Here is a 21220-nt window from a genome sequence, read left to right as displayed (position 1 = left end):
GTGGCGCGGTCAGGTGGCGGAGACGAGGGGCGACGCGGACGCGGCGCGGAGACGAGCCGACGAGCGGTCAGTCGTCGTCCTGTGCGACCTGCACCCGCCCCGAGGCGCTGTCGCTCCCGCTGGGCCGCCCGAACACGTTCGTCTTGTCTTGGAGCAAGGCCCCGCCCGTCTCCTTCTGGAACGTCCGGATGAGCCCCAGCATGGCGACGAGACAGACGAGGGCGAACGGCGCGCCGGTGATGATGGCCGCCGACTGCAGCGCGTTGACTCCCCCGACGACCATGAGAATCGAGGCGACGAGCCCCTGCAGCACCGCCCAGAAGACCCGGTTGATCGAGGAGGGGTGTTCCTTCCCGCCGGTGGTCATCATCGACACCGCGAGCGTCGACGAGTCCGCCGACGTGACGAAGAACGTCGTCACGAGCACGAGGAACGCGAAGAGGAGGACGGTCCCGACGAGCGGGAGCGCCCCGAAGAGGACGTACCCCGAGACCGCTTCGCTGTACTCGGTGACCGGGCCGAGGATGTTCGCCGCGCCCGAGTGCTGCATGATGACCGCCGACCCGCCGACGATGGCGAACCACGGGATGGTCGCCATCGACGTCGCGCCGATGCCGGCGAACGCGACCTCGCGGACGCTCCGGCCACGCGAGATACGGGCGATGAACAGCCCCGCGAAGGGCGACCACGCGAGCGGCCAGAGCCAGTAGAAGACGGTCCAGGCGTTCGACCACGACCCGCCGTTCGTGAAGTCGGTGAACAGGCTCGTCTGGAAGAACTCACCGACGAACCGGCCGGTCGCCTGCGTGCCGAGTTCGAGGATACGGATCGTCGGCCCGAAGATGAGGGTGGCGGCCATGAGCAGGAGGAAGACGACCATGTTGAAGTTCGACAGCCGCCGGATCCCCTTGTCGACGCCGAGCACCAGCGAGACGGTGAAGATGACCGTCATCCCGGTGATAACGAGGATGGTCCCCAGGTCACCGAGCTGGATGCCCCACTGGAAGTTGAGGCCGGTGATGAACTGGCTCCCGATGAAGCCGAGCGAGGTGGCGACCCCGCCCAGGGTCGCGAACACGGCGAGGATGTCGACGAGTTTGCCGAGCGCGCCGTCGACGTTGTCAGCGCCGAGGACGGGCGTCAACACCGCCGAGACGCGGAGCGGCGCGTCGTAGTTGTACACGAAGTACCCGATACCGAGACCCATCACGGTGAAACACGACCACTGGGTGAGACTCCAGTGGAAGATGGAGTACTGCACGGCGATGGGCATCGCCGCCGCGGACTCGGCCGCGACGTCGTATATCGGTGGGACCGTCGAGTAGTGAAAGAGCGCCTCGGCCGGGCCCCAGAAGACGATTCCGGCCGCGAGGCCGGCCGAGTACATCATCGCGAAGTACGAGAAGAAGCTGTACTCCGGGTCTTCGTCGCCCATCGTGAGTTTCCCCCACGGCCCGAAGATGAGAAAGCCGAGGAAGAGCACGAACCCCAGCATGACGATGAGGAAGAACCAGTTGAACTGCCCGAGAATCCACCCCTGTATCCCGTTGACGACGCTGTAGGCCGCATCGGGGCTCACCGCGAAGGCGGCGACGAACAACAGGGTGATGCCGGCCCCGAACGCGAAGATGGTCGGTTCGATTTCGTCGAGGAACTCGCCCACCGCCCCGTCGGAGGTGCTCACCGCCGGCCACCTCCACGGACGCGTCGTTGCTGGTCGTACTGTACCCCACGGTCGTGTCGCTGAGTGCGCTTGGGTGCTGGCATGAGTCTGCCCTTAGCTACCATGGTATCGAGTGTCGCCCGTGACCACAATTGTCAATGTGATAGATAAACGTTGTGGTAATCGGTTCCGGCGGGTACGGTTTCCGTGTACCTCTCACGGGTCGAACTGTCCACCTGTCTGTGCCGCGGTCACTTCGGTCCGTGAACGTCCTCTTTTCGTGTCTGTATACAGTTTTCGCAGTCGCGTTCGCGTCGTCAGATGGGCTCCTCGCCCCACGGTACCCCCGTGACACGACACAACGCTTAACCGCGGAAGTCAACGAAAACCGTGTATGACGAACCCCGACGCCGACGCGGACACGGACGCCGACTCGACCCCCCCGGTAGACGGGGGAACCGAGGCGCACCAGTCGACCGAGCTCGCGTTCTCGGCCGACCGTGAACGTGGCATCCTCACCCCGAGCGACCGCGAGTTCCTCCTCGGGCGGAAGACCGACTACACCGAGCACTCGAAGAAGCAGAAGCGGAACCGAATCCGCCGCCGCCTCCGCAACGCCATCCTCGACTTCACCATCCTCTTCGAACACCTCGAAGACCGCGACCGCGAGACGGTGTTCAACCCCGACGACGAGAACCGCGAGGCGTACACGCGCGGTATCACGGACATGCTCGCCTTCCTCCACCTGGGGACGATGGGGTATCACACCCCGTTCAAACACATGCTCGCGAAGGGCGTCAACAAGGCCGAACAGGAACTGGCCGATTCGGAGTACCGGATGGTGAACGTCGAGTTCAACGTCGACCCTGTCGGTCAGATCGACGTCGACGCCGTCGTCGACAAACTGGACGCGGGCGCGTTCGACGACCTCACCGACGAGGAACTCCGCGCGTTCGTCCGCCTCCTCGGTGAATCGGACGACTTCGACGCGACCGCCGTCCGTTCGGAGATGAAAGCCCAGATGACCGCGTTCATCGAAGCCGTCGACGCCGCGGCCGACCGCCGCGACCGCCGGGTCGAAGAACTGAACGACTGACCCCCTCTCCCCCCAGATCGCCCGCTCGAACCGCTCTCCTTCAGCCCAGATACGCGACGGCGTCCATCTCCACGCGGACGTCGCCCGGCAGGCGTGACACCTCGACGCAGACCCGTGCGGGCGGGTCGCCGTCGAACCGAGCGCCGTAGGCCTCGTTGACCCGCTCGTAGTCGTCGAGGTCGGTGAGGTAGACGGTCACCTTCACGAGGTCGGCCAGACCCTCGCCGCCCGCCTCCCTGACGACGGCGGCGAGGTTGTCGAGGACCCGTTCGGTCTGTGTTTCGACGTCACCCTCGACTTCCGCCCCACTGTCGGGGTCGACCGGGCCGTACCCCGAGACGTACAGCGTGTCGCCGGCGCGCACACCCTGTGCGTAGGGATTGTCGGTCCGCGGCGCGTCGTCGGTGATGATTCGCTCTCTCGACATGCGCTCGTGCTCAGGCGTGCTGTGCCTCGGCCGTCACGGTCTCGATGCCCTCGACGATGACGTCCAGCGCCGTCTCGGCGAGCGCGTCGGTGAGGACGAGCGGCGGGAGTAGGCGCAGGACGTTGCCGTGCCGCCCCGCCTTCCAGACGAGGACGCCGCGCTCGAAGCAGTACTCTTGCAGCGCCTCGGCGGCGTCGCCGTCGGGGTCGCCGTCGGCGTCGACGAACTCACAGCCGACGAACAGCCCCTTCCCGCGCACGTCGAGGATACGGGGATTCCCCGCGGCGACCTGTGAGAGTCGGCCGCGGATGTACTCGCCGAGGTCGCGGGCGTGTGCGAGCAGGTCGTGCTCCTGGATGTACTCGATGGCGCGCGACCCCGCACGCATCGCGACGACGTGCCCGCGGTAGGTGCCCGCGTGGCCGCCCGAGTCCCACGTGTCGAGGTCCTCGTGGTAGATGGTGGCCGAGAGCGGGAGGCCGGTGCCGCCGAGCGCCTTGGCCGTCGTCATGATGTCCGGGGTGACGTCGTACCACTCGGAGGCCCACCACTGTCCCGACCGACCGAAGCCGCTCTGAATCTCGTCGAACATCAACGGGATGTCGTTGGCGTCGGCGAGGTCGCGGAGGCCCTGGAGGAATCCCTCCGGGGGGACGATGACGCCGCCTTCTCCCTGGATGGGCTCGACGAAGATGCCCGCGGGGTTCGCCAGGCCGCTGTAGGGGTCTTCGAGGATCTCTTTCACCTCGCGGAGCGCTCGCGCACAGGAGAACGACTGACAACACTCGCCTGCGCCGCGCGGACACAGCGCCGCCGCGTCCCCGTCGGGGTCTGTCGCCGGCGTCGGGTACTTGGCGTGGACGACGTCCGAGAGCAGCGGGGTGTAGTCACTCTTGAAATCCTTGTTGCCGGTGAGGCTCATCGCGCCGCTCGTCGCGCCGTGGTACGCGCCGCGGAACGCGATGAGGCCGTCGCCGCCGGTGTTGTACTTCGCGAGCTTGATCGCCGCTTCGACCGCGTCGCTCCCGGTCGGACCGCCGAAGACGACGCGGTTCTGGTCTCGGAGCCCCGGCGGGGCGATCTCGTTGAGCTTCTCGATGAGTTCGAGTCGTGCCTCGGTGGGGAAGTCCACCGTGTGGATGAGCTTGTCCGCCTGCTCGTGGACGGCCTCCATCACGTAGGGGTTCGCGTGCCCGACGTTCAACACGCCGATACCCGCGAACATGTCGATGAACGTGTTGCCGTCCGCGTCGCGGACGGTCGCGCCCTTGCCCTCCTCGAAGGCGACGGGGATGTCCTCGGGGTAGGCGACGGCACTGCTGTCGATCTCACGCTGGCGCTGGAGCAGTTCGCGCGAGTTCGGACCGGGGACCGCGTCCACGTTCGGTGCGTCGTCGTAGTGTAACTCGTCGATCGGCGGACTCGCGACCATGCTTCGAAGCACGAAAAACAGTCATAAAAAATTTGTCCACGCTTTCCATAGAGGGTGTACACAGATTTCGTACTCACTCCGGCTCCGTCTCGCCCTCGTCACCCGACGACGGCTGATACAGCTGTTCGACCTCGTGTTCGAACGTCTCCACCGCTCGCGTGAGGAGTTCAGCCTGTGTCGCCCGGACCTCGTCGTCGACGAGATACTCGGGGCCGCTGAGGTTCAGCGAGCCGTACACGCCCCCGCGAGGTGACCGGACGGCCTTCCCCATCGCCCAGAACCCCTCGATGGCCTCCCCTCGATTCTCGGCGTACCCCTGCTCGCGGACCCGTTCGAGCTCCGCGAACAGTTCCGACTCGGTGGTAATGGAGCGCTCGGTTGCCGCGGGAAGCCCCCAGCGGTCGATGATGGCACGGACTCGGTCCTCGTCGTAGTGGGCGATGATGGCCTTCCCGGAGGCGGTCGTGTGGACGTGGAAGGGACTCCCGTCGATGAGGAATCGCGGGATGTTCGAGAAGTCGAGGTTCCCGTACAGCGAGACGACGCGGCCGTGTTCTTCGATGGCGAAATCGACCTCCATCGTCGACTCCTCGGCGAGTTGGGCGATCACCTCCTCGGCGATGCGGTGGTACTCTTTCCCCGTGCGGACGTAGTCGCCGAGGTGGCAGAACTTCGCGCCGAGGTGGTATCGGTTGTCCTCGTTGACGACGTAGCCGTACTCGGCCAGCGTCGTGAGGTGGCTGTGGACGGTGCTTCGCGCCAGTCCCGTCGTCTCGACGAGTTCCGAGAGACTGGCTCCACCCAGTTCGAGGATGTCGTCGACGAGCCGCAGGGAGGCGGCAGTCGTCTGTAACACCTGCTTCCCCGCTGTTCCGTCCGGGCGTTCTGTCATATCACCCCTCGAACAGCCACGCCTAAAGACGTTCGTGCCCGACTTGGTCGTCGTTCGACTCGACGTGCAATCGTTCGGTTCCCCGGGACGTTTTTATATATTTGCGCGAATCCGTGTGGTGTGTCACTACGTTACACGGAACCGCTCCGCCCGTGGTCGGGCCCCTGTTCCGTTGTGTCACCCACGAACGTAGAGTGTAATGTATAATTGTTCGACTCTCCGGAACTACATTCGATGCGTGAACGTCTGAGTCGCTCCGAAACCGCTCGAAACGGTCAGGTTCTCGCCGAACTGTTTCGTATTCTGGAGAGCCGAACAAATATATGGTTCTGACCAGCGGCTCGACGGGCGCGTCCCACCGCCCCCGATATGCTATTACAGTAGTACGAGTGTAATGAACCCCGACGGTCGGGAGTCGCGGAGACGCCGTTCAGAGCGACCGGGTTCGGCTCGTCGCTGATAGTTGTACAGAACTGATTGTACCTTTTCATCATCAATCGCTCGTCGGTTATTCGAACGTATGGCTCTTAAAAGCGAACGCAATTCACAAAAAATCGTAATAACATACTAAAGTTAAGAAGTATAGGTGATATTTCTTCTAACTCTGTTCGAATACTGCTTGAAATACTGAGATATAGAAAATGGAAGAGCACGCGCTGAAGTGCCGGAAAGCCCGAGTACTGCGCTCCAGTGTGCTGTACAGTAATCTAATTTATTTTATTTACGCGTTCGGTACACACCTCCACTGCTTCCACCGTCGTCCCGCGTTCGTGTCGTCGCCGAGCAATCGCGTCCGTCTGCTCCCGTCGTCGCTGTCGGGCACTGCCTGCGACTCCACAGGGGTCGGCCGACACTGCAGTGCGGTGTCCCGATTAGACCGAATCGGACGTGTTTCTGTGTCGTCTCGACACGAACGTCGCCTCTCTGCATCGGTTCTTCCGTGCTTGTCTCGTTTAACCCGGTATTTCTTCACGACGTGTCCCTCGAACTGGACACCTTATTGAACCTTATACTCCCTTTCGGAGTACGCACAAATTTAATATGTGATTGACAAGTGTTTTATTTAGTCTTCTAAACGTGGTTGGTGTGAACGAAATCGTAGACAAACGTGCGGTATTAGGTAGAAAATGCGTGTTTTCGTACGGTACTGTCGCGGAACGGGCTGTCGATTCGGGCGGGCGGAACGGGGGTGCACAATGACCGACCGTCGCGTCAGTCGCCGGCGCTTCCTCGGCTCCGCGACCGCTGTGGCGGGGACCGCCCTCGCCGGCTGCACGGGTGCGGGCGGGTCGGCATCGAGCGACGACACCATCACGCTCGGCGTGCTGGAGGACCGCTCTGGCAACTTCGCGCTCGTCGGCGACCCGAAGCACAAGGCGTCGATGCTGGCCATCGAGGAAATCAACGAGAACGGCGGTATCGACGGCAAGCAGATCGAGACGTTCGACCCGGACCCCCAGTCGGACAACCAGCGGTATCAGGAACTCACGCGGCGTGCCATCAATCAAGAGAGCGTCGACGCGCTCTGGGCGGGCTACTCGTCTGCGACGCGCGAAGCCATCCGCCCCATCATCGACCGTGAAGACCAGCTGTACTTCTACACGACGCAGTACGAGGGCGGCGTCTGTGACAAGAACGTCTTCGCTGTCGGGCCGACGGCCCGCCAGCAACTCGGGAGTGTCCTCCCGTACCTCGTCGAGGAGTACGGGCCGCGCATCTACACTATCGCCGCCGACTACAACTTCGGGCAGCTCTCGGCGGACTGGGTGAAGGTCCTCGCGGGGGAGAACGGTGCGGAGGTCATCGGCGAGGAGTTCATCCCACTCTCGAACTCGCAGTTCGGGTCGACCATCAACCGTATCCAGGAGGCCGACCCCGACTTCGTGATGTCGATGCTCGTCGGCGCGAACCACACCTCCTTCTACGAACAGAAGGCCTCCGCCGGTCTCGACGTCCCCATCGGCACGTCGACGGCGATGGCCCAGGGGTACGAACACCTCCGCTTGGACCCGCCGGCGATGGCCAACATCTACGCCGGCGTCAACTACATGGAGGAGATTCCGACCGAGCGCAACACGAGCGACGGCGGCTTCGTCGACCGCTACTTCGAGAAGTTCCCCGATGCCCCGTATCTGAACGAGGAGGCGGAGAACAACTACTTCTCCATCTACATGTACAAACAGGCCGTCGAGCAGGCTGGCACCACCGACCAGGAGGAGGTCAAAGCCGCCCTCGAATCCGGCATCACTTTCGGCGCGCCCGAGGCCCCCGGCGACGAGACCATCGCCCTCGACGGCGCGACCCACCACGTCGACCACCACATGTGGGTCATGCGCGCCGACGCGGAGCACAACGTCGAGGCGGTCGCCGACCGCGTCATCCCCGAGACCTTCCTCTCGGAGACGGTCGGCTGTGACCTCACCGCAGAGGACGAAGAGACCCAGTACACCCCACAGGACTTCTACGAGGAGGCGGGATGAGATGGTAAACGGGCTGAACCTCCTCTTTCAGTTCCTCGACAGCTTCGCGTTCATCGTGCTGGCTGCCGTCGGGCTGGCCATCATCTTCGGCATCATGGGCGTCATCAACCTCGCACACGGCGAGTTCATCATGGTCGGGGCGTACGCGACGACGCTGGCGAACATCCGTGCGGGACTTCCGCTCCCCGTAGCGATGCTCGTCGGCGTCGTCGTCGCGGCCGCCTTCGGTCTCGTCGTCGAACGCGTCATCATCTCCGGGTCGGTCCCGAACGCCCTCAGCCAGCGATTCTTGGGGAGGGTCGTCATCGAACCCCTCTACGATCGCCTCGCCGACTCGATGGTCGCCACGTGGGGGCTGAGCCTCGTCATGGTCCAGGGCATCCGCATCACCCTCGGCAACTCCCTGGACCAGATCGGCACGCCGCTCGGGAAAATCGCCTACAGCGGGTTCTCCTACTCGACGTACCGGGTGCTGCTCGCGGGCGTCGCGGTCTGTCTTCTCGCTCTCACCTACTACGTGTTCACCCGGACCGAGTACGGGATGCGCGCGCGGGCGACCATCCAGAGCGAGGAGACCGCTCGCGCCCTCGGCGTCGACACCGAGCGGACGTACATGACGACGTTCGCCATCGGCTCCGGCCTCGCCGGACTGACGGGCGCGCTGTACGCGCCCACCATCACGATGGTCCCGACGCTCGGCGGGTCGTTCCTCGTCGAGGCGTTCGTCGCCGTCGTCGTCGGCGGCTCCAGCGTCGTCCTCGGGACGCTCCTCGCGGGCGGCCTGCTGGGCTCGATCAACGCCCTGTTCTCCAACCTCGTCGGCACGTTCTTCGGCCGTATCGCCCTGCTCGTGACCGCCATCGTGATGCTCCGGTTCCTCCCCAACGGCATCACGGGCTACCTCGAACATCTGCGGACCAAGCGCCAGGAGGGGGCGTAGATGTCGACCGAGCGTGTCGGCGGGTCCGGCCCCTCGGCCGAGGGGCACCGTACCCGCCTCCAGCGCTGGCTCGAAGGCCCCAACACCGTCGGGCGCTCCCGCGAGTTCTGGGCGGGCTTCGCCGTCGTCCTCGCGGCGCTTCTCGCCTACCCGTTCGTCGCCGGCTCCTACCAGGCGTCGCGCTTCTCGCTCTTCTTGGTGTACGCCTTCCTCGGCCTCTCGCTCTCGGTGGTGTGGGGCTACGCGGGCATTCTGAGCTTCGGGCAGGTGGTGTTCTTCGGCGTCGCGGGCTACACCTTCGCCGTCGTCTCCATCAACGTCGCGACGCCACTCGGAATCACCGTCGCGTTCCTCGCCGGCATCGCCGGCGGGGCGCTCATGGCCGCCGTCCTCGGCTACTTCATGTTCTACGGCGGGGTCCGGAACGTCTACGTCACCATCATCACGCTGGTGTCGACGCTCGTGCTCCACACGTTCATGGCCCAGACCGCCGGTGACGAGTGGACCATCGGTGAGGCCGCTCTCGGCGGGTTCAACGGGATGCCGACCATCCCGAACCTCGCACTCGGCGTCGGCCCGGCCGCCGTGACCTTCGACAGCGTGAGTTTCTACTATCTCGTCTTGGCGCTGCTCGTCGTCACCTATCTCGGCCTGCGGGCCCTCGTCAACTCCGACTACGGCCGCGTGATGGTCGCCGTCCGCGAGGACGAAGACCGGACGGAGATGTTCGGCTACGACGTCCGCCGCGTGAAGCTCTCCGTCTTCACCATCGGCGGCGCACTCGCGGGGCTGTCGGGCGTGCTGTACGCCTCGTGGGGCAACTACGTCAGCCCACAGGTGTTCGAACTCGCGTTCGCCTCCTTACCGGTCATCTGGGTGAGCGTCGGCGGCCGCAAGACGCTCCTCGGGGCTGTCGTCGCCACCGTCGGCATCGAGTTCGTCCGCAACTCCCTCGGCGGCGAGTGGGCGTTCGTCGCCGTCGGGACCCTGCTGTTGGTGTTCATCCTCGGCCTGCCGGGTGGACTCGTCCCCTGGATACACGACGCTTACGTCGACTACCGCGGCGACACGCCGACGCAGAACCTGAGCGACCGCTCCGTGGGGGGTGACTGACGATGAGCACGGACGACGCCACCGGCCACCCGGACGTCCGCCAGACGGCGGCGCACCTGGCGACGGGCGACACCACCGACACGCTGTTACAGACCGACGGCCTCCGCAAGGACTTCGGTGGCTTCACCGCCATCGACGAGGTCGACTTCAGCGTCACGGCGGGGGAACTCCGCTGTCTCATCGGCCCGAACGGTGCGGGGAAGTCGACGCTGTTGAAGCTCATCACCGGCACGCACTCGCCGAGCGCCGGCAGCGTCTACTACGACGGGCTCGACATCACCGACCTCGCCCCGTACGAGCGGGTCCAACAGGGCATCAGCATGAAGTTCCAGGTCCCCTCCGTCTACGGCGACCTGACGGTCCGCGAGAACGCTCGGCTCCCCATCCAGCGCTTCGCGGACGGCGCGGAGCGCCGCCAGCGCGTCGACGCGGCGATCGCCGCCGCGGGACTCGCTGGCTACGAACGGGTCGAAGCGAGCACCCTCTCACACGGCCAACAGCAGCAACTGGAGCTCGGGATGGCCGCCGCGCTCGAACCGGACCTGCTCCTCCTCGACGAACCCGTCGCCGGTCTCGACGTCGAAGAGCGCAGCGCCATCGCCGAGCGCGTCACGCGACTCAACGAACAGGAGGGAATCGCCTTCGTCGTCATCGAACACGACACCGACTTCGTCGCCGACATCGCCGACGAGGTGACCGTCCTCCACAACGGCGACGTGTTCCGCGAGGGCCCCATCGACGAGATCGAGTCCGACCCCGCGGTCCAGCGCATCTACCTGGGGGACGACTCGTGATGCTCGAACTCGACGGCGTCTCCGCCGGCTACGACTCGACACCCATCCTCCGCGACGTCGACCTCCAGGTCGACACGGGTGAGATCGTCGGCGTGATGGGGAAGAACGGCGTCGGCAAGACGACGCTGATGAAGACGGTCATCGGCCTCCTCGAGCCGACGAGCGGCACTGTCACCTACGCCGGCACCGACGTCACCGACGCCCCGGCCGACGAGCGCGCCCGGGCCGGTATCGGTTACATCCCTCAGGGCAGAGACGTCTTCCCGAAGCTCACCGTCGAGCAGAACATCCGGATGGGAAAGACGGTCAACGCCGACAGCGACGAACTGCTGTACGACGAGATTTACGACTACTTCCCCGTCCTGCAAGAGCGCGCCAGCCAGCAGGCGGGAACGCTCTCGGGCGGCCAACAGCAGATGCTCGCCATCGCCCGCGCGCTGGTTTCGAACCCCGACCTGCTGCTGCTCGACGAACCGAGCGAGGGCATCCAGCCCTCCATCGTCGACCAGATCAGTCGCGATATGCAGACCATCAACGACGAACTCGGGACGACCGTCCTCTTCGTCGAGCAGAACCTCGGCGTCATCCGCGAGATGGCCGACCGCTGTTACGCGATGGAGCGCGGCACGTTCGTCGACGAACTCGGCCCCGAGACGCTCGTCGACGAGGACGCCATCGCGGCGTACCTTGCCGTCTGAGGGCTAGTCGTTCGTCTTCTCGGCGCTCTCGTTCTCGGTCGTCGTCTCCTCCCGGCCGACGAACCAGACGAGCACCGCCGCGACGACGCCCGCGACCACGCCGACCGCCAGGCCGACGACGAGTGCCAGCGCCAGTCCGATCGCCTGTGTCGCGAGCGCCGCGACGGCGGCCCCGCCGACCACGATGCCCACGACGACCGCTGTGAGCGTCGCCCACAACTGCCGTCTCGTCCGGACCGACACCGTGCCCGCGTCGCGCCGTTCGTCCCAGTACGCCACGCCGACGGACGTGACGAGGAGCGTCGAGACGCCCAGCACGACGCCGACGGGGAGGCCGACCAGCAACGACGGCCAGACGTACGGGTCGAGCGCCGCGGTCACGGTGACCGTCCCGAGGCCGAAGGCGGCGATGCCGGCGAGGAGGCTCACGAGAGCGGTTCGTCTCCGCATAGGAACTCCTTGGTCCGCCGTGACCGTGACTCCCGCCGCTCGTTCCCCCGTCGTGAGAACGCCGGAACGCTGGCTTGCGAGCTAGCACACCGTGACGACACGCACACCAGCACGAGGGACGTCGCTGTTGCCGTACCCGTTCGGCTCGATGCGATGGACGTGACGTGGGCAACTGACTTCCCCGTACAGCCGTACGCCCTGACATCGAATGTTGGGATACGCCGCGATGAACCGGACGCTCCGCGACCGCGACCCGCCGCTGCGCTGCAATCGCAGCATGCGCAAGCAGACGTGGGAGTCGCGTGGGCTCTCGTACGCCTCGGAACTCACCCTCCAGAACCTCACCGACCTCCTCGCCATCCTCCGGTGGAACGTCGACCACGACATCCACTTCTACCGCTGTAGTTCGAAGCTCGTCCCGTGGCACTCGCAGTTCGACCTCGCCGACCTCCCTGACTTCGACGAGATATCGGACGTCGCGGAGCGAATCGGCTCGTTCGTCACCGACCACGACGTGCGGCTCACCTTCCACCCCGACTACTGGTGCAAGCTCGCGAGTCCCTCCGCGGACACCGTCGACCGCTCGCTCACGGACATAGAGAACCACGCGTCGTGGTTCGACCTGATGGGCCTCCCGCACTCGCCATACTACAGCGTCAACGTCCACATCGGCGCTCGCTACGACGGAAAGCCCGAGACCGCCGCGCGCTTTCGCACCGCGGTCGACCGCCTCTCGCCCGCGGCGCGGGCGCACCTCACCGTCGAGAACGACGACAACGAGAGCCTCTGGAGCGTCTCGGAACTCGTTCGGGCGGTCGGTGACCCACTCCGTGTCCCCGTCGTCTTCGACTACCACCACCACGCCTTCTCGGGCCGCGACCTGAGCTACCGGGAGGCGTTCGACCTCGCTCGGTCGACGTGGGACGGTATCACACCGGTCACCCACTACTCCGAACCGGCGTGTCTCCACGGCGAGGACGCCCGGCCACAGGCACACGCGCGGTCCGTCGCCGACCTCCCGCGGTGGCTCCGGACGGCGTCCGACGTGATGATAGAGGCCGACGGCAAGGAGACAGCGCTCTTTCGCGTCCGCGATGGCGACCCCAGTCGAACGCACCTGTGACATCCCCCCGGCTGCCCCGACGCCGCACAGTTGATACGTACGCCCTCCGAAGGGCGGGTACGATATGAATCGGCGGCACTATCTCGCGCTCGTTGGTGCGGCGGCTGGCGGCGCGTCGGCCGGGTGTCTGGGTACCAGTCCCTCCGACGGTTCCGACACCCCCTCGACTCAGGAGTCGGCTGGAACGTCCGCTTCGACCTCGGCTCCCGAGTCCGAGTCGACGGCGGCGTCGACCGCGTACACCGTCGAGACGGTCGCCTCGGGATTCACCAACCCGTGGGCGCTCACGTTCCTCCCCGATGACTCCCGACTGCTCGTCACCGAACGGGCCGGTCGGCTGAACCTCGTCGACCGCGACTCGGGCGACACGACGCCTGTCTCGGGCGCGCCCGACGTGTTCGCGGCCGGCCAGGGCGGCATGCTCGACGTGGCACTTCACCCCCGCTACCCCGACCCGGACTGGGTGTATCTGACCTACTCCGTGCAGTCGGACGGTGCCTCGACGACGGCCGTCGGCCGCGGCCGACTCGACCTCGAGAACGCCCGGCTCCAAGAGTTCGAACGGCTCCACGCGGCCGAACCCTTCGTCGAGTCGGCGGGGCACTTCGGCTCGCGCCTCGCCTTCGACGCCGACGAGCGACTCTACGTGACCGTCGGCGACCGCCAGTTCAAGGACTTCGGCCCCGACCACACCGCCCAGGACCTGACGACGGAACACGGCGTCGTCTTGCGGTTCGAAGCCGACGGGTCCGTCCCCGACGACAACCCGTTCGTCGACGACTCCGACGCGCTGGACACGATCTTCAGCTACGGTCACCGCAACCCCCAGGGACTGACGGTCCACCCCGAGACGGGCGACCTCTGGGAGAGCGAGTACGGCGAACAGGATGGCGACGAGATCAACGTCCTCTCGCGCGGCGCGAACTACGGCTGGCCTATCGCGGACGAGGGCTGCACCTACGGGAGCGGCGACCCCATCGGCGTCTCACACGACGAGCGCGACGACGTCGTCGCCCCCGCCTACTCCTGGCCGTGCGGGAGCGGGGGCTTCCCCCCGGGCGGGATGACCTTCTGCTCGGGGACGGCCTTCCCCGCGTGGGAGGGCCAGCTGTTCGTCGGCGGACTCGCGTCGCAGTCTATCGCCCGGTTCAGTGTGACAGACCGCGAGGCGACGCTCGAAGACCGCTTGCTCGGCGACCGCGGCTGGCGCATCCGCACGGTCAACGAGGCGCCCGACACCGGTCACCTGTACCTGGCGGTCGACGCCGGTGACGCGCCAATCGTCCGGCTCAGGCCCGCCTGATATCGGACGTCTTTCGCAGCGCAACGTATCACCGCTTGAGACAAACCATGGAACACCACGTCAACGGTGACTTTCGTCTCCCAGAATAATGTTAAATATAAACAATACTGTGGGGCTACCGTCAGCTTGTCTGTTACGCAACGGCGTCCACGCTGACCGTTAACGGGACCCCTGTTTCGTGTCGAGAGGGATGGACGCACAGTAGATGAGAGACGAATCCTGTCCGTTCGATAGCCGTCCTTACTTGCTCTCAATTGGCCTAAGAGTGGCGGAGAGCCCCGAAACACCCACTTGTGTAGGGATCGACCCGGTGGTGATGAGAGCGAGAGAGACGCCAGGCCGTGGAAGCCACCCGAGACGCCGCGTCGTCAAGCGACAAATCGGGAGACGGCGACGGGAGAGTACTCGCGGCAGTCGTGACGGTATGCGCACGAATGTGTCGAAATAATCGAGTACTGATGAGTCGTAAGGAGCGGCAGAATCAGTAGACGGAACGTAGCCTTACACGCAGCGAACAGCGATAGTACCTCAAATCTGATAGATATACTCACGAGAACGCGACGACACCACCATCCAGCTAACCGCCGTCACGCGATTTACCGGCCACCGCGAGGCACCGTCCAGACACTGCTGCACTCGTGAGGCGCATCTCACCGCCCACGACGTACCCACCCACCCGCTTCTTTCGGACGCACTCGCGCTCTTTCCCACGCCGCACACCCTCGAAGGGCCCCTCTCTGCTCACCTCACGCCGTCTGTCCGTGTCCCGGTGCGTTTGCACATCGACGAGACGCTCGCGGTGTCGCCGTCATCCCGCCTTCCGTCCCGATCAGGTGCCCCTCATCCAGTTCGATCACCTGCGGCCAATCGTGTCCTTCGAGAACTATACTACGGCCCCGCTGACACCGGTATGCACTGCAGTGGCTCTGTTGAAATCCTCCGACCCTGCTAGAACTAGTGTGCCGACTCTGGAGGGGGACTTGCGCCTCCGTGCAGTACGACTCCTGTGATATGTCATCAACAGAGCCATCCTCTCGAAGCCCGCAGCGCGCACTGGACGGTCGCGCCACTCCGTGACGGAGTTCATGCCTTAGCTCTGTCCTCGCCTGTGCCGTCCTCGGAAATCAGCGGCAACTCGACGGCAATCTCGTCGTACCAGACGAGCGGGCGCTTCGGCTTGCCGGGACCGTCGCTCTGGAACTTGATGAGGTCCAACGATTCGAGTTCTTCGAGGTTTCGGTGGACCTGGCGAACGTCGCGGTCGACGAGTCGGGCTGTCTCGCGGATGCTCTCGGGGTGCTCGGTGGCGAGGATGCGCAGCAATTCGAGGTTCTTCGGGCGCGTCACCCGATGCAAGTTGGTGACGTCGCGGTAGACACGCTCGAGATACGGTGTTGGGTCCTCGCCACGGTCGAGGGCTGCCAACGTCTCCTCGACGCGCTCGGTGTTGCCCGTGCCGAATCGGATGTGCATGACACGGTGTTCGTGCTCGTCGTCCGTCTCGCCTGTTTCAGTCCCAGGGTTCGCCATAGTTTCGTACCTCTTGCGTCAACTACCCCACCCTGAGCGCCTTCGGCGCTCTGAGGGTGGGGCTTGCGTGCGGCTTCTCGGGATGGGACTCACCCCGACGAAAGCCACTTGTAGCGCAGGGCCAGACGCCAGCGGCAATTTAATTAGCCGTGACCTCCACTCTACTCCGCGACCGAGGCCACGGGAGACGGAGAGGCACATGGCGTCGCGTTCGCTTCGACGGTCCGGCTTTCGGGGCCGGTTGACGGCGACCCGTCCATGCCGAGAAACGCACCGTGGCCTCGTTGGCACGCCAGCCCTCACGGACTGTCTGTGGCCCGTCATGGACAGTCTGAAATTCGTCGAACTCGGTTCTAAAGGTTCGCACGCGCTCCTCCCCTCTCCGCTCGCTCCTTGAGGAAGGGGACTCCGCGCGACCGCTTAGTTGAAGCGACGGTAGAGCCCGAGGAGGCCGTCGAAGTCGACCGCCTCGATTTCCCCGTCTGCGGTGTGTTTGTGATGCAGGGGTGCGTCGGGATGGTCCGGGAAGTTGTCGTAGCGGATGATCGTCCCGTCGTCTCCGTCCGGTGTGTCGCTTCGGCCATACTGCAGCGAGTACTTGACGCCATCGGGGTAGCGCTCCGAGCGGGGGACACGGTAGGCGCTGGCCTGGGCGTAGGTTGCGTTCGCCGGGAAGCGTTCGCGGACGTCCAGGACCTGCGCTGCCGTCTCGTCGTCCCCCGGCATCAGCTGTTGCTACGCCCTCCAACAGTATAGCCGTGTTGTCTGAACCTCCAACAGTTCAGGAGCGTGAGCACTTTCTCGTGGTGCTCTTACGGGGAGTCAAGGAGAAATCTCTGCCCTTCAGGGCGCGGAGGATGTCAAACTCTACAGAGAAAACAAGGCGAGTGCCTCGGGGTCGTACGGAAATCTTCGATTTCCGTGCTGACGAGAGACGCAGTCTCTCGAACCACTTGACCCCGAGGCGGTTCACTCGGCGTCCTGTTCACGACGCTTGATGAGGCCTCTAACGGTGTGAATGTCGGTAAAACCGGGTTCGTCGATCCGGTACTTCTGTGTTTGACTGGTCGGGCTGTAGGTCCGGTCGATTCGCGGCTCGCCATCGGCCGGGTCGTGTAGGGCCTCCGTGAGCTTCGAGGCAGCGCTCAGCCCCGAGACGACCCAGATGGCCTCAGCTGCGCCACAGTCGGCCATCTTATCGAAATCGGTCGGGGCTGCGGTCGGCGCGTCGTTGTTGATCCGCTCGGCTTCGATGGCGACGACGATCTCTCCCTCGGCATCCAGACACGCCACGTCAAGGCGGCGGCCATCATCGAGTTGATGATACGGCGAGACAGTCGCCGCGTCGTGTTCCGGATCGGCACAGCGCTGTTCGGCAAGCCACGTCGCGAGCTCGACCATCATGATGTGTTCGCTCGACTCACCCAAGTCACCCCGGCCGGGGCCGTAATCCACCCCTTCGCGATAATGCTCGCCGACGGCGTCGCGGCCGGCAGCGGTCACGCTGTAGAGGAGATGCGGGAGCGTGGTATCCTCGCGGATCAGGTCTGCGTCGACGAGCGCCTCAACCTCGTCGACCGCCACCCCGACGTACTCACGGAGGCGAACCATGCTGTCGCGTGTGATATCGTACTCCAGGTCGCTATAGGTGCCCTGCTGGGCGTTCCAGACCGTCTGGATGAACCGGAGTTGCCCTGGCGACCACGGCGAGCCACGAATCTCGGCGGGTGCGAGCTTCAGGTGGGCGGTGAGTGTGGGGATGTCGTCGCGGTCGACCTCCTCGAACGCGTGACAACACTCGATGGCATCACGGATGCCAGCCTCCGAGGGATTGTAGCGGGTCCCACACTCGACACACTGAATCGCCCGGCGTGGCTCATCGTAGCTGAGAAACGTAGGGAACCGCTTCGTGTGTGGCAAGAGCGAGCCGTTCTGTGCGGCCTCGACAGCGGGATCTGGATTCGGCTCGTCGGCGCTGGTCGCATCGTCACTGTCCGCTCCGCCCGCAGTCGGCTGTGTGCCAGCCGTCGAATCGTTCGTCCCCGTCCCTGCGTTGGCGTTCGCCGTCACATCAGGGTCGCGATGGGCATACCCGTAGCGCCGACGGGTCCGTTCTTCCGCACGGACGAGCGCGACATCGAATCGGAGCTTCTTCGCTGAATCCTCCGCAAGCGGCTCATCGCTGGCTGGGTGTCCCGTGGGAGCCGGAAGTGACTCTGCGAGAAACGGGCGTGGTGTCTCCTCCCCGAAGAGCGCGCCCGGGCGGACGAGCCACTCACCGCGACGCATCGCAGCCAGTCGACGGGCCACCGCCTGTGGCGGCATGTCAGCCGTCGCGAGGACGTTCGTAATATCGTCATCGACCGCGACGTTCCCCACGATGAACGTCGCCGTCTCGTTCAGCGTCTCGTAGTAGGTGTCATCATCGTCGTCTTGCGAGCGAAGCTGTCCCAGATACTGCACGCCCAGCATGACCGACAGGCCGAACGACCGCCCCTGTGAGAGCAGGGTATCGACGATCGGCGAGTTGGCGACCGAGCCCGCCTCCTCGAGATAGAGGTTCACCTGCGAGTGTGACGCTTCCGACGACTCCGGCCGCTTCGCTCCGGTCGCTCGAGACTCGAGCGCCGTCCACAGGTCTGAGAGGAGAACGAGCGTCAGCGCCGCCTTGATCTCTGTTTCCATCCCACCGAAGTCGAAGACCACCGTGACGTCCTCGTCGACAATATCGGCGAAGCTGAACGCGGGATGGGTTACCGACGCGTCGTCGTTGTCGTTGTCGTTGTCATTGTCGTTGTCGTCGTCAGCGTGACCTGGGTCTTGGCGGTGAACGTGATCGAACAGTGGCGCGAGTCGGCTACTGGTGTCGATCTTCTCGACTCGACTGATCGCACCGCCCATCGCTGCCCCGAACACCTCGTGTCGTCGCTGTAAGAACTCCCTGAAATACCGCTCGTACTTCTCGTTGGAGACCGGCGGCGTAATCTGTTCTGACAGCGTCCGGCTCAGCGCCTCTCGCAAGTCGTCGTTGCTGAAGGCGTCCGACCCGTGGACGGGATCGAACAGCGCCCTCGCGTGCATGCGAATCGCCTTCGGTGCCTCCTTCGCGTCGTACTGGTCGGCCCCCCAGAGCGTCCTGAGAATCTCCTCGTAGTGCCCGACCGTCCGTTCGACCGCCTCCTGGCGGGGAACGCCCGCGTTGAGGAGCGGCCGGATATCGAAAAACGACAGCGCCGGCAGCACCTGCGAGAGGTCGAAGTAGATGACGTCCTCGAGCGTTCCATACGCTGCGTAGTACGACTGCATGAACTCCACACTCGTCTGCCCACTCTTGTGGTCGAAGATGATCTCCGGGCCTGCAGTCGCCACAACGTTACTCAGTTGCCCCGTCTGTATGGTGACGGACTTCCCCGACCCGGTCGTCCCGGCGATGACGAGATGTTTGTCCTGGAGAGCGACCGGGTTCACGAACGGCCGGAGGTAGGGTCGACGGTCGTGCGTCAGTGGCTGACAGAGCGTCTGCCCCGGCTCGGTATACTGCGCTAAGACGCCCGGTGGGGGTAAGACGAGCCCCGTCCGCTCGCCGTGCCGAAGTGAGAGTGCCCGCTGGCCGTTCGGTGTGAGTCTCGCTCCATCGACCAGACACAGGCTGGGCAACTCCGCAGGCGTGACGACGAGCCCACGACTCGGCTGTCGTCTGAACCCGTTTTTGAGTGGTCGGTCCCCGTACGTGGGGGCGTGCCACCTCCGCTCGACGAGGTCGGTGAAGAGCTGACTGCCCGGCGGCTCTCGTTCTGTGTGGAGGTCGTCATCCGTCCGGACGGCTCCCTCGATGCGATGGTGTGTACTCCCGACCGTCTCGAGTTCCGTCGCCAACTGCCGTGCGACGCTGTCCGCAGCGACCGGCGTGTCGCGCGTGAGGGCAACGGCACGGACACAGACGCCAAACGACTGGTGGGTGTTGCGCGTTTCGAGCGCGTCCAGCCGCGCCTGTGACGACGGAGACGGTTCGAACGCCTCTCGGTCCTCGGGCGAGCGGGGGAACAACAACTCGAAGGCCTTACTCGCGAGTGTCGGCTCACCGTTCTCGAGTTCCCAGCGGTACGCGTCAGCCTCGCGTGTCCACGGCTCGATCGGTCGACACACGACCTGATAGATGACTGGCGTCTCTGCATCGCGGATCGTCTCGATCACACCCGACAGCGTGCACTGCTGTGTCTCACTCCCGACCTGCCCCTGCTGTTGGTCACGAGTGCGACGCGGCGCGCCTGTCGAAGCCGAAGGCGAGGTCACGGCCGATGCTGACGGTGATGACTCGAGGGGGTCGCCGAATCGCGTCAGTGGGAGTTGCCAGTCTTTCGTGTGCGTGGCTCGCCCCCGATATTCGACACCCGCAACGTACGGTGAGTCGACCGTGATGGCGGGGTGGTGTGGCCCGACACGCTCGTGTGGATTCGACGGCGGCGGTGACACGACGGGTGCGGGCAGGTGCTCTGTTAGGTATTCTGGGTGCCATTGCACTCGTCGCAACTCGTACGTACTCGGGAGCGTCTGCCGGAGGACGCGTTCGATGCGATGGAGACGGTGGGTGACGGCCGCGTCTTCAGCCGCTTCGCGGTCACGCCCCGCTGCCGTCTTGTGTCTCCCGCGGCTCGATTCGCTCGCCTCTTTTTCGTCTCGTTCGTCTTGCCTGTGGGCCTCCGCAGCCGGCGTGCCCGTGACGCCGACGAGCCAGCGGATACTCGTATCCGCGCGGCCATCACCGACGAACACCCACTCGACTGTCGGTGGTGGCGCGCGTGATCGGAGACCAAGGCGCTGGAGGAGTCCCGCGTCTTCGGTCAGCGACTCTAGTGTGACGTACAGCTTCTGCATCGACGCGACGACCGCCCGCGCCGAGAGCCCACTCGACGAGGGCCGAATCTCGATATATGGCCGTGGTGTCGGTGCGTTCGAGAGCGGGGACGAACTGGTGTTCTGTGTGCTCTCAGCAGTGAAGTCGGTTACTGTGAGTTCTCCGTGTGGCGGTTCGTCTCCGCTGGGCTCGATGTCAGGCCCGAGCGCTGTCGGTTCGTCATCGATGCGTCCGTTCCGGTCTGTGTCGTCTTTCGTTGCCATGCTGACCGTGTGTGGAGTCTTCGAGACGAGACTGTGCATCGTCTCATCCCGTGCCGTCTCGTTTCGCGTCCACTCCACCCGTTCGACTCCCGTCCCGAGTGGCCGTGTCGTGTCCCTGTTCGTCTCCTCGTGGCACTGCTGTTCTCTGTGGCCTGTGGCCA

16 protein-coding genes are annotated in these 21220 nt (G+C 64.9%); 8 read left to right on the top strand and 8 right to left on the bottom strand.

The features are described from left to right. Positions 1 to 67: 67 nt before the first annotated feature. On the bottom strand, positions 68 to 1684 hold the full coding sequence (locus E6N53_RS14760) for a BCCT family transporter (protein ID WP_136590850.1): 1617 nt from the start codon (positions 1682 to 1684) through the stop codon (positions 68 to 70). A gap of 373 nt (positions 1685 to 2057) precedes the next feature. Here E6N53_RS14760 and E6N53_RS14755 point away from each other — a divergent pair, with 373 nt between their 5' ends. Then, a complete protein-coding gene (locus tag E6N53_RS14755) occupies positions 2058 to 2759 on the top strand; it encodes a DUF8102 family protein (protein WP_136590849.1) in 702 nt (233 codons plus the stop codon). 40 nt (positions 2760 to 2799) lie between these two features. Here E6N53_RS14755 and E6N53_RS14750 read toward each other — a convergent pair whose 3' ends face one another. From E6N53_RS14750 to E6N53_RS14740, 3 genes are all read right to left on the bottom strand, one after another. After that, complete coding sequence (locus tag E6N53_RS14750; protein WP_142860330.1) at positions 2800 to 3186, bottom strand: Rid family detoxifying hydrolase; 387 nt, start codon at positions 3184 to 3186, stop codon at positions 2800 to 2802. Between the two features lie 10 nt (positions 3187 to 3196). Next, positions 3197 to 4618 (bottom strand): aspartate aminotransferase family protein, encoded by a 1422-nt coding sequence (locus tag E6N53_RS14745; protein WP_142860329.1) that lies wholly within the window; start codon positions 4616 to 4618, stop codon positions 3197 to 3199. Positions 4619 to 4691: 73 nt separating this feature from the next. Beyond that, positions 4692 to 5510, bottom strand: a complete 819-nt coding sequence (locus tag E6N53_RS14740) for an IclR family transcriptional regulator (RefSeq protein WP_136590846.1) — start codon at positions 5508 to 5510, stop codon at positions 4692 to 4694. A gap of 1196 nt (positions 5511 to 6706) precedes the next feature. Here E6N53_RS14740 and E6N53_RS14735 point away from each other — a divergent pair. Genes E6N53_RS14735 through E6N53_RS14715 form a run of 5 tightly spaced genes read left to right on the top strand, consistent with a single transcriptional unit; the run spans position 6707 to position 11535 of the window. Next, complete coding sequence (locus E6N53_RS14735; protein ID WP_136603236.1) at positions 6707 to 7990, top strand: urea ABC transporter substrate-binding protein; 1284 nt, start codon at positions 6707 to 6709, stop codon at positions 7988 to 7990. A gap of 1 nt (position 7991) precedes the next feature. Then, entirely contained in the window at positions 7992 to 8930 is a 939-nt protein-coding gene (gene urtB / locus E6N53_RS14730; protein WP_142860328.1) for an urea ABC transporter, permease protein UrtB, read from the top strand. After that, positions 8931 to 10043, top strand: coding sequence for an ABC transporter permease subunit (locus E6N53_RS14725; RefSeq protein ID WP_142860327.1), 1113 nt, complete (start codon positions 8931 to 8933; stop codon positions 10041 to 10043). Between the two features lie 2 nt (positions 10044 to 10045). Next, the gene (locus E6N53_RS14720) at positions 10046 to 10837 is read left to right on the top strand and encodes an ABC transporter ATP-binding protein (RefSeq protein ID WP_142860326.1); all 792 of its coding nucleotides are present in this window, start codon (positions 10046 to 10048) and stop codon (positions 10835 to 10837) included. Beyond that, positions 10837 to 11535 (top strand): ABC transporter ATP-binding protein, encoded by a 699-nt coding sequence (locus tag E6N53_RS14715; RefSeq protein WP_142860325.1) that lies wholly within the window; start codon positions 10837 to 10839, stop codon positions 11533 to 11535. The genes E6N53_RS14720 and E6N53_RS14715 overlap by 1 nt, the downstream gene beginning before the upstream one ends. Positions 11536 to 11538: 3 nt before the next feature. Here the strand turns inward: E6N53_RS14715 and E6N53_RS14710 are convergent, their stop codons facing one another. Further along, positions 11539 to 11985, bottom strand: coding sequence for a DUF8147 domain-containing protein (locus E6N53_RS14710; protein WP_142860324.1), 447 nt, complete (start codon positions 11983 to 11985; stop codon positions 11539 to 11541). 208 nt (positions 11986 to 12193) lie between these two features. Here E6N53_RS14710 and uvsE point away from each other — a divergent pair, with 208 nt between their 5' ends. Continuing rightward, positions 12194 to 13108 (top strand): UV DNA damage repair endonuclease UvsE, encoded by a 915-nt coding sequence (gene uvsE, locus E6N53_RS14705; RefSeq protein ID WP_142860323.1) that lies wholly within the window; start codon positions 12194 to 12196, stop codon positions 13106 to 13108. A 64-nt stretch (positions 13109 to 13172) separates the two neighbouring features. Further along, positions 13173 to 14411: a PQQ-dependent sugar dehydrogenase gene (locus tag E6N53_RS14700; RefSeq protein WP_142860322.1), complete on the top strand. Its 1239-nt coding sequence runs from the start codon at positions 13173 to 13175 to the stop codon at positions 14409 to 14411. 1083 nt (positions 14412 to 15494) lie between these two features. Here the strand turns inward: E6N53_RS14700 and E6N53_RS14695 are convergent. The 3 genes from E6N53_RS14695 to E6N53_RS14685 all read right to left on the bottom strand — a co-directional run bounded on the left by E6N53_RS14695 (position 15495) and on the right by E6N53_RS14685 (position 21059). Further along, a complete protein-coding gene (locus tag E6N53_RS14695) occupies positions 15495 to 15941 on the bottom strand; it encodes an HVO_A0114 family putative DNA-binding protein (RefSeq protein WP_142860321.1) in 447 nt (148 codons plus the stop codon). A gap of 420 nt (positions 15942 to 16361) precedes the next feature. After that, the gene (locus tag E6N53_RS14690; protein ID WP_142860320.1) at positions 16362 to 16667 is read right to left on the bottom strand and encodes a toxin-antitoxin system TumE family protein; all 306 of its coding nucleotides are present in this window, start codon (positions 16665 to 16667) and stop codon (positions 16362 to 16364) included. Between the two features lie 243 nt (positions 16668 to 16910). Next, positions 16911 to 21059: an ATP-binding protein gene (locus E6N53_RS14685; protein WP_142860319.1), complete on the bottom strand. Its 4149-nt coding sequence runs from the start codon at positions 21057 to 21059 to the stop codon at positions 16911 to 16913. Positions 21060 to 21220 lie beyond the last annotated feature (161 nt).

Origin of the sequence: Salinigranum halophilum (assembly GCF_007004735.1) — an archaeon.
GTDB classification, from domain to species: Archaea; Halobacteriota; Halobacteria; order Halobacteriales; family Haloferacaceae; genus Salinigranum; species Salinigranum halophilum.
This window is presented reverse-complemented; position numbering and strand designations above follow the sequence as displayed.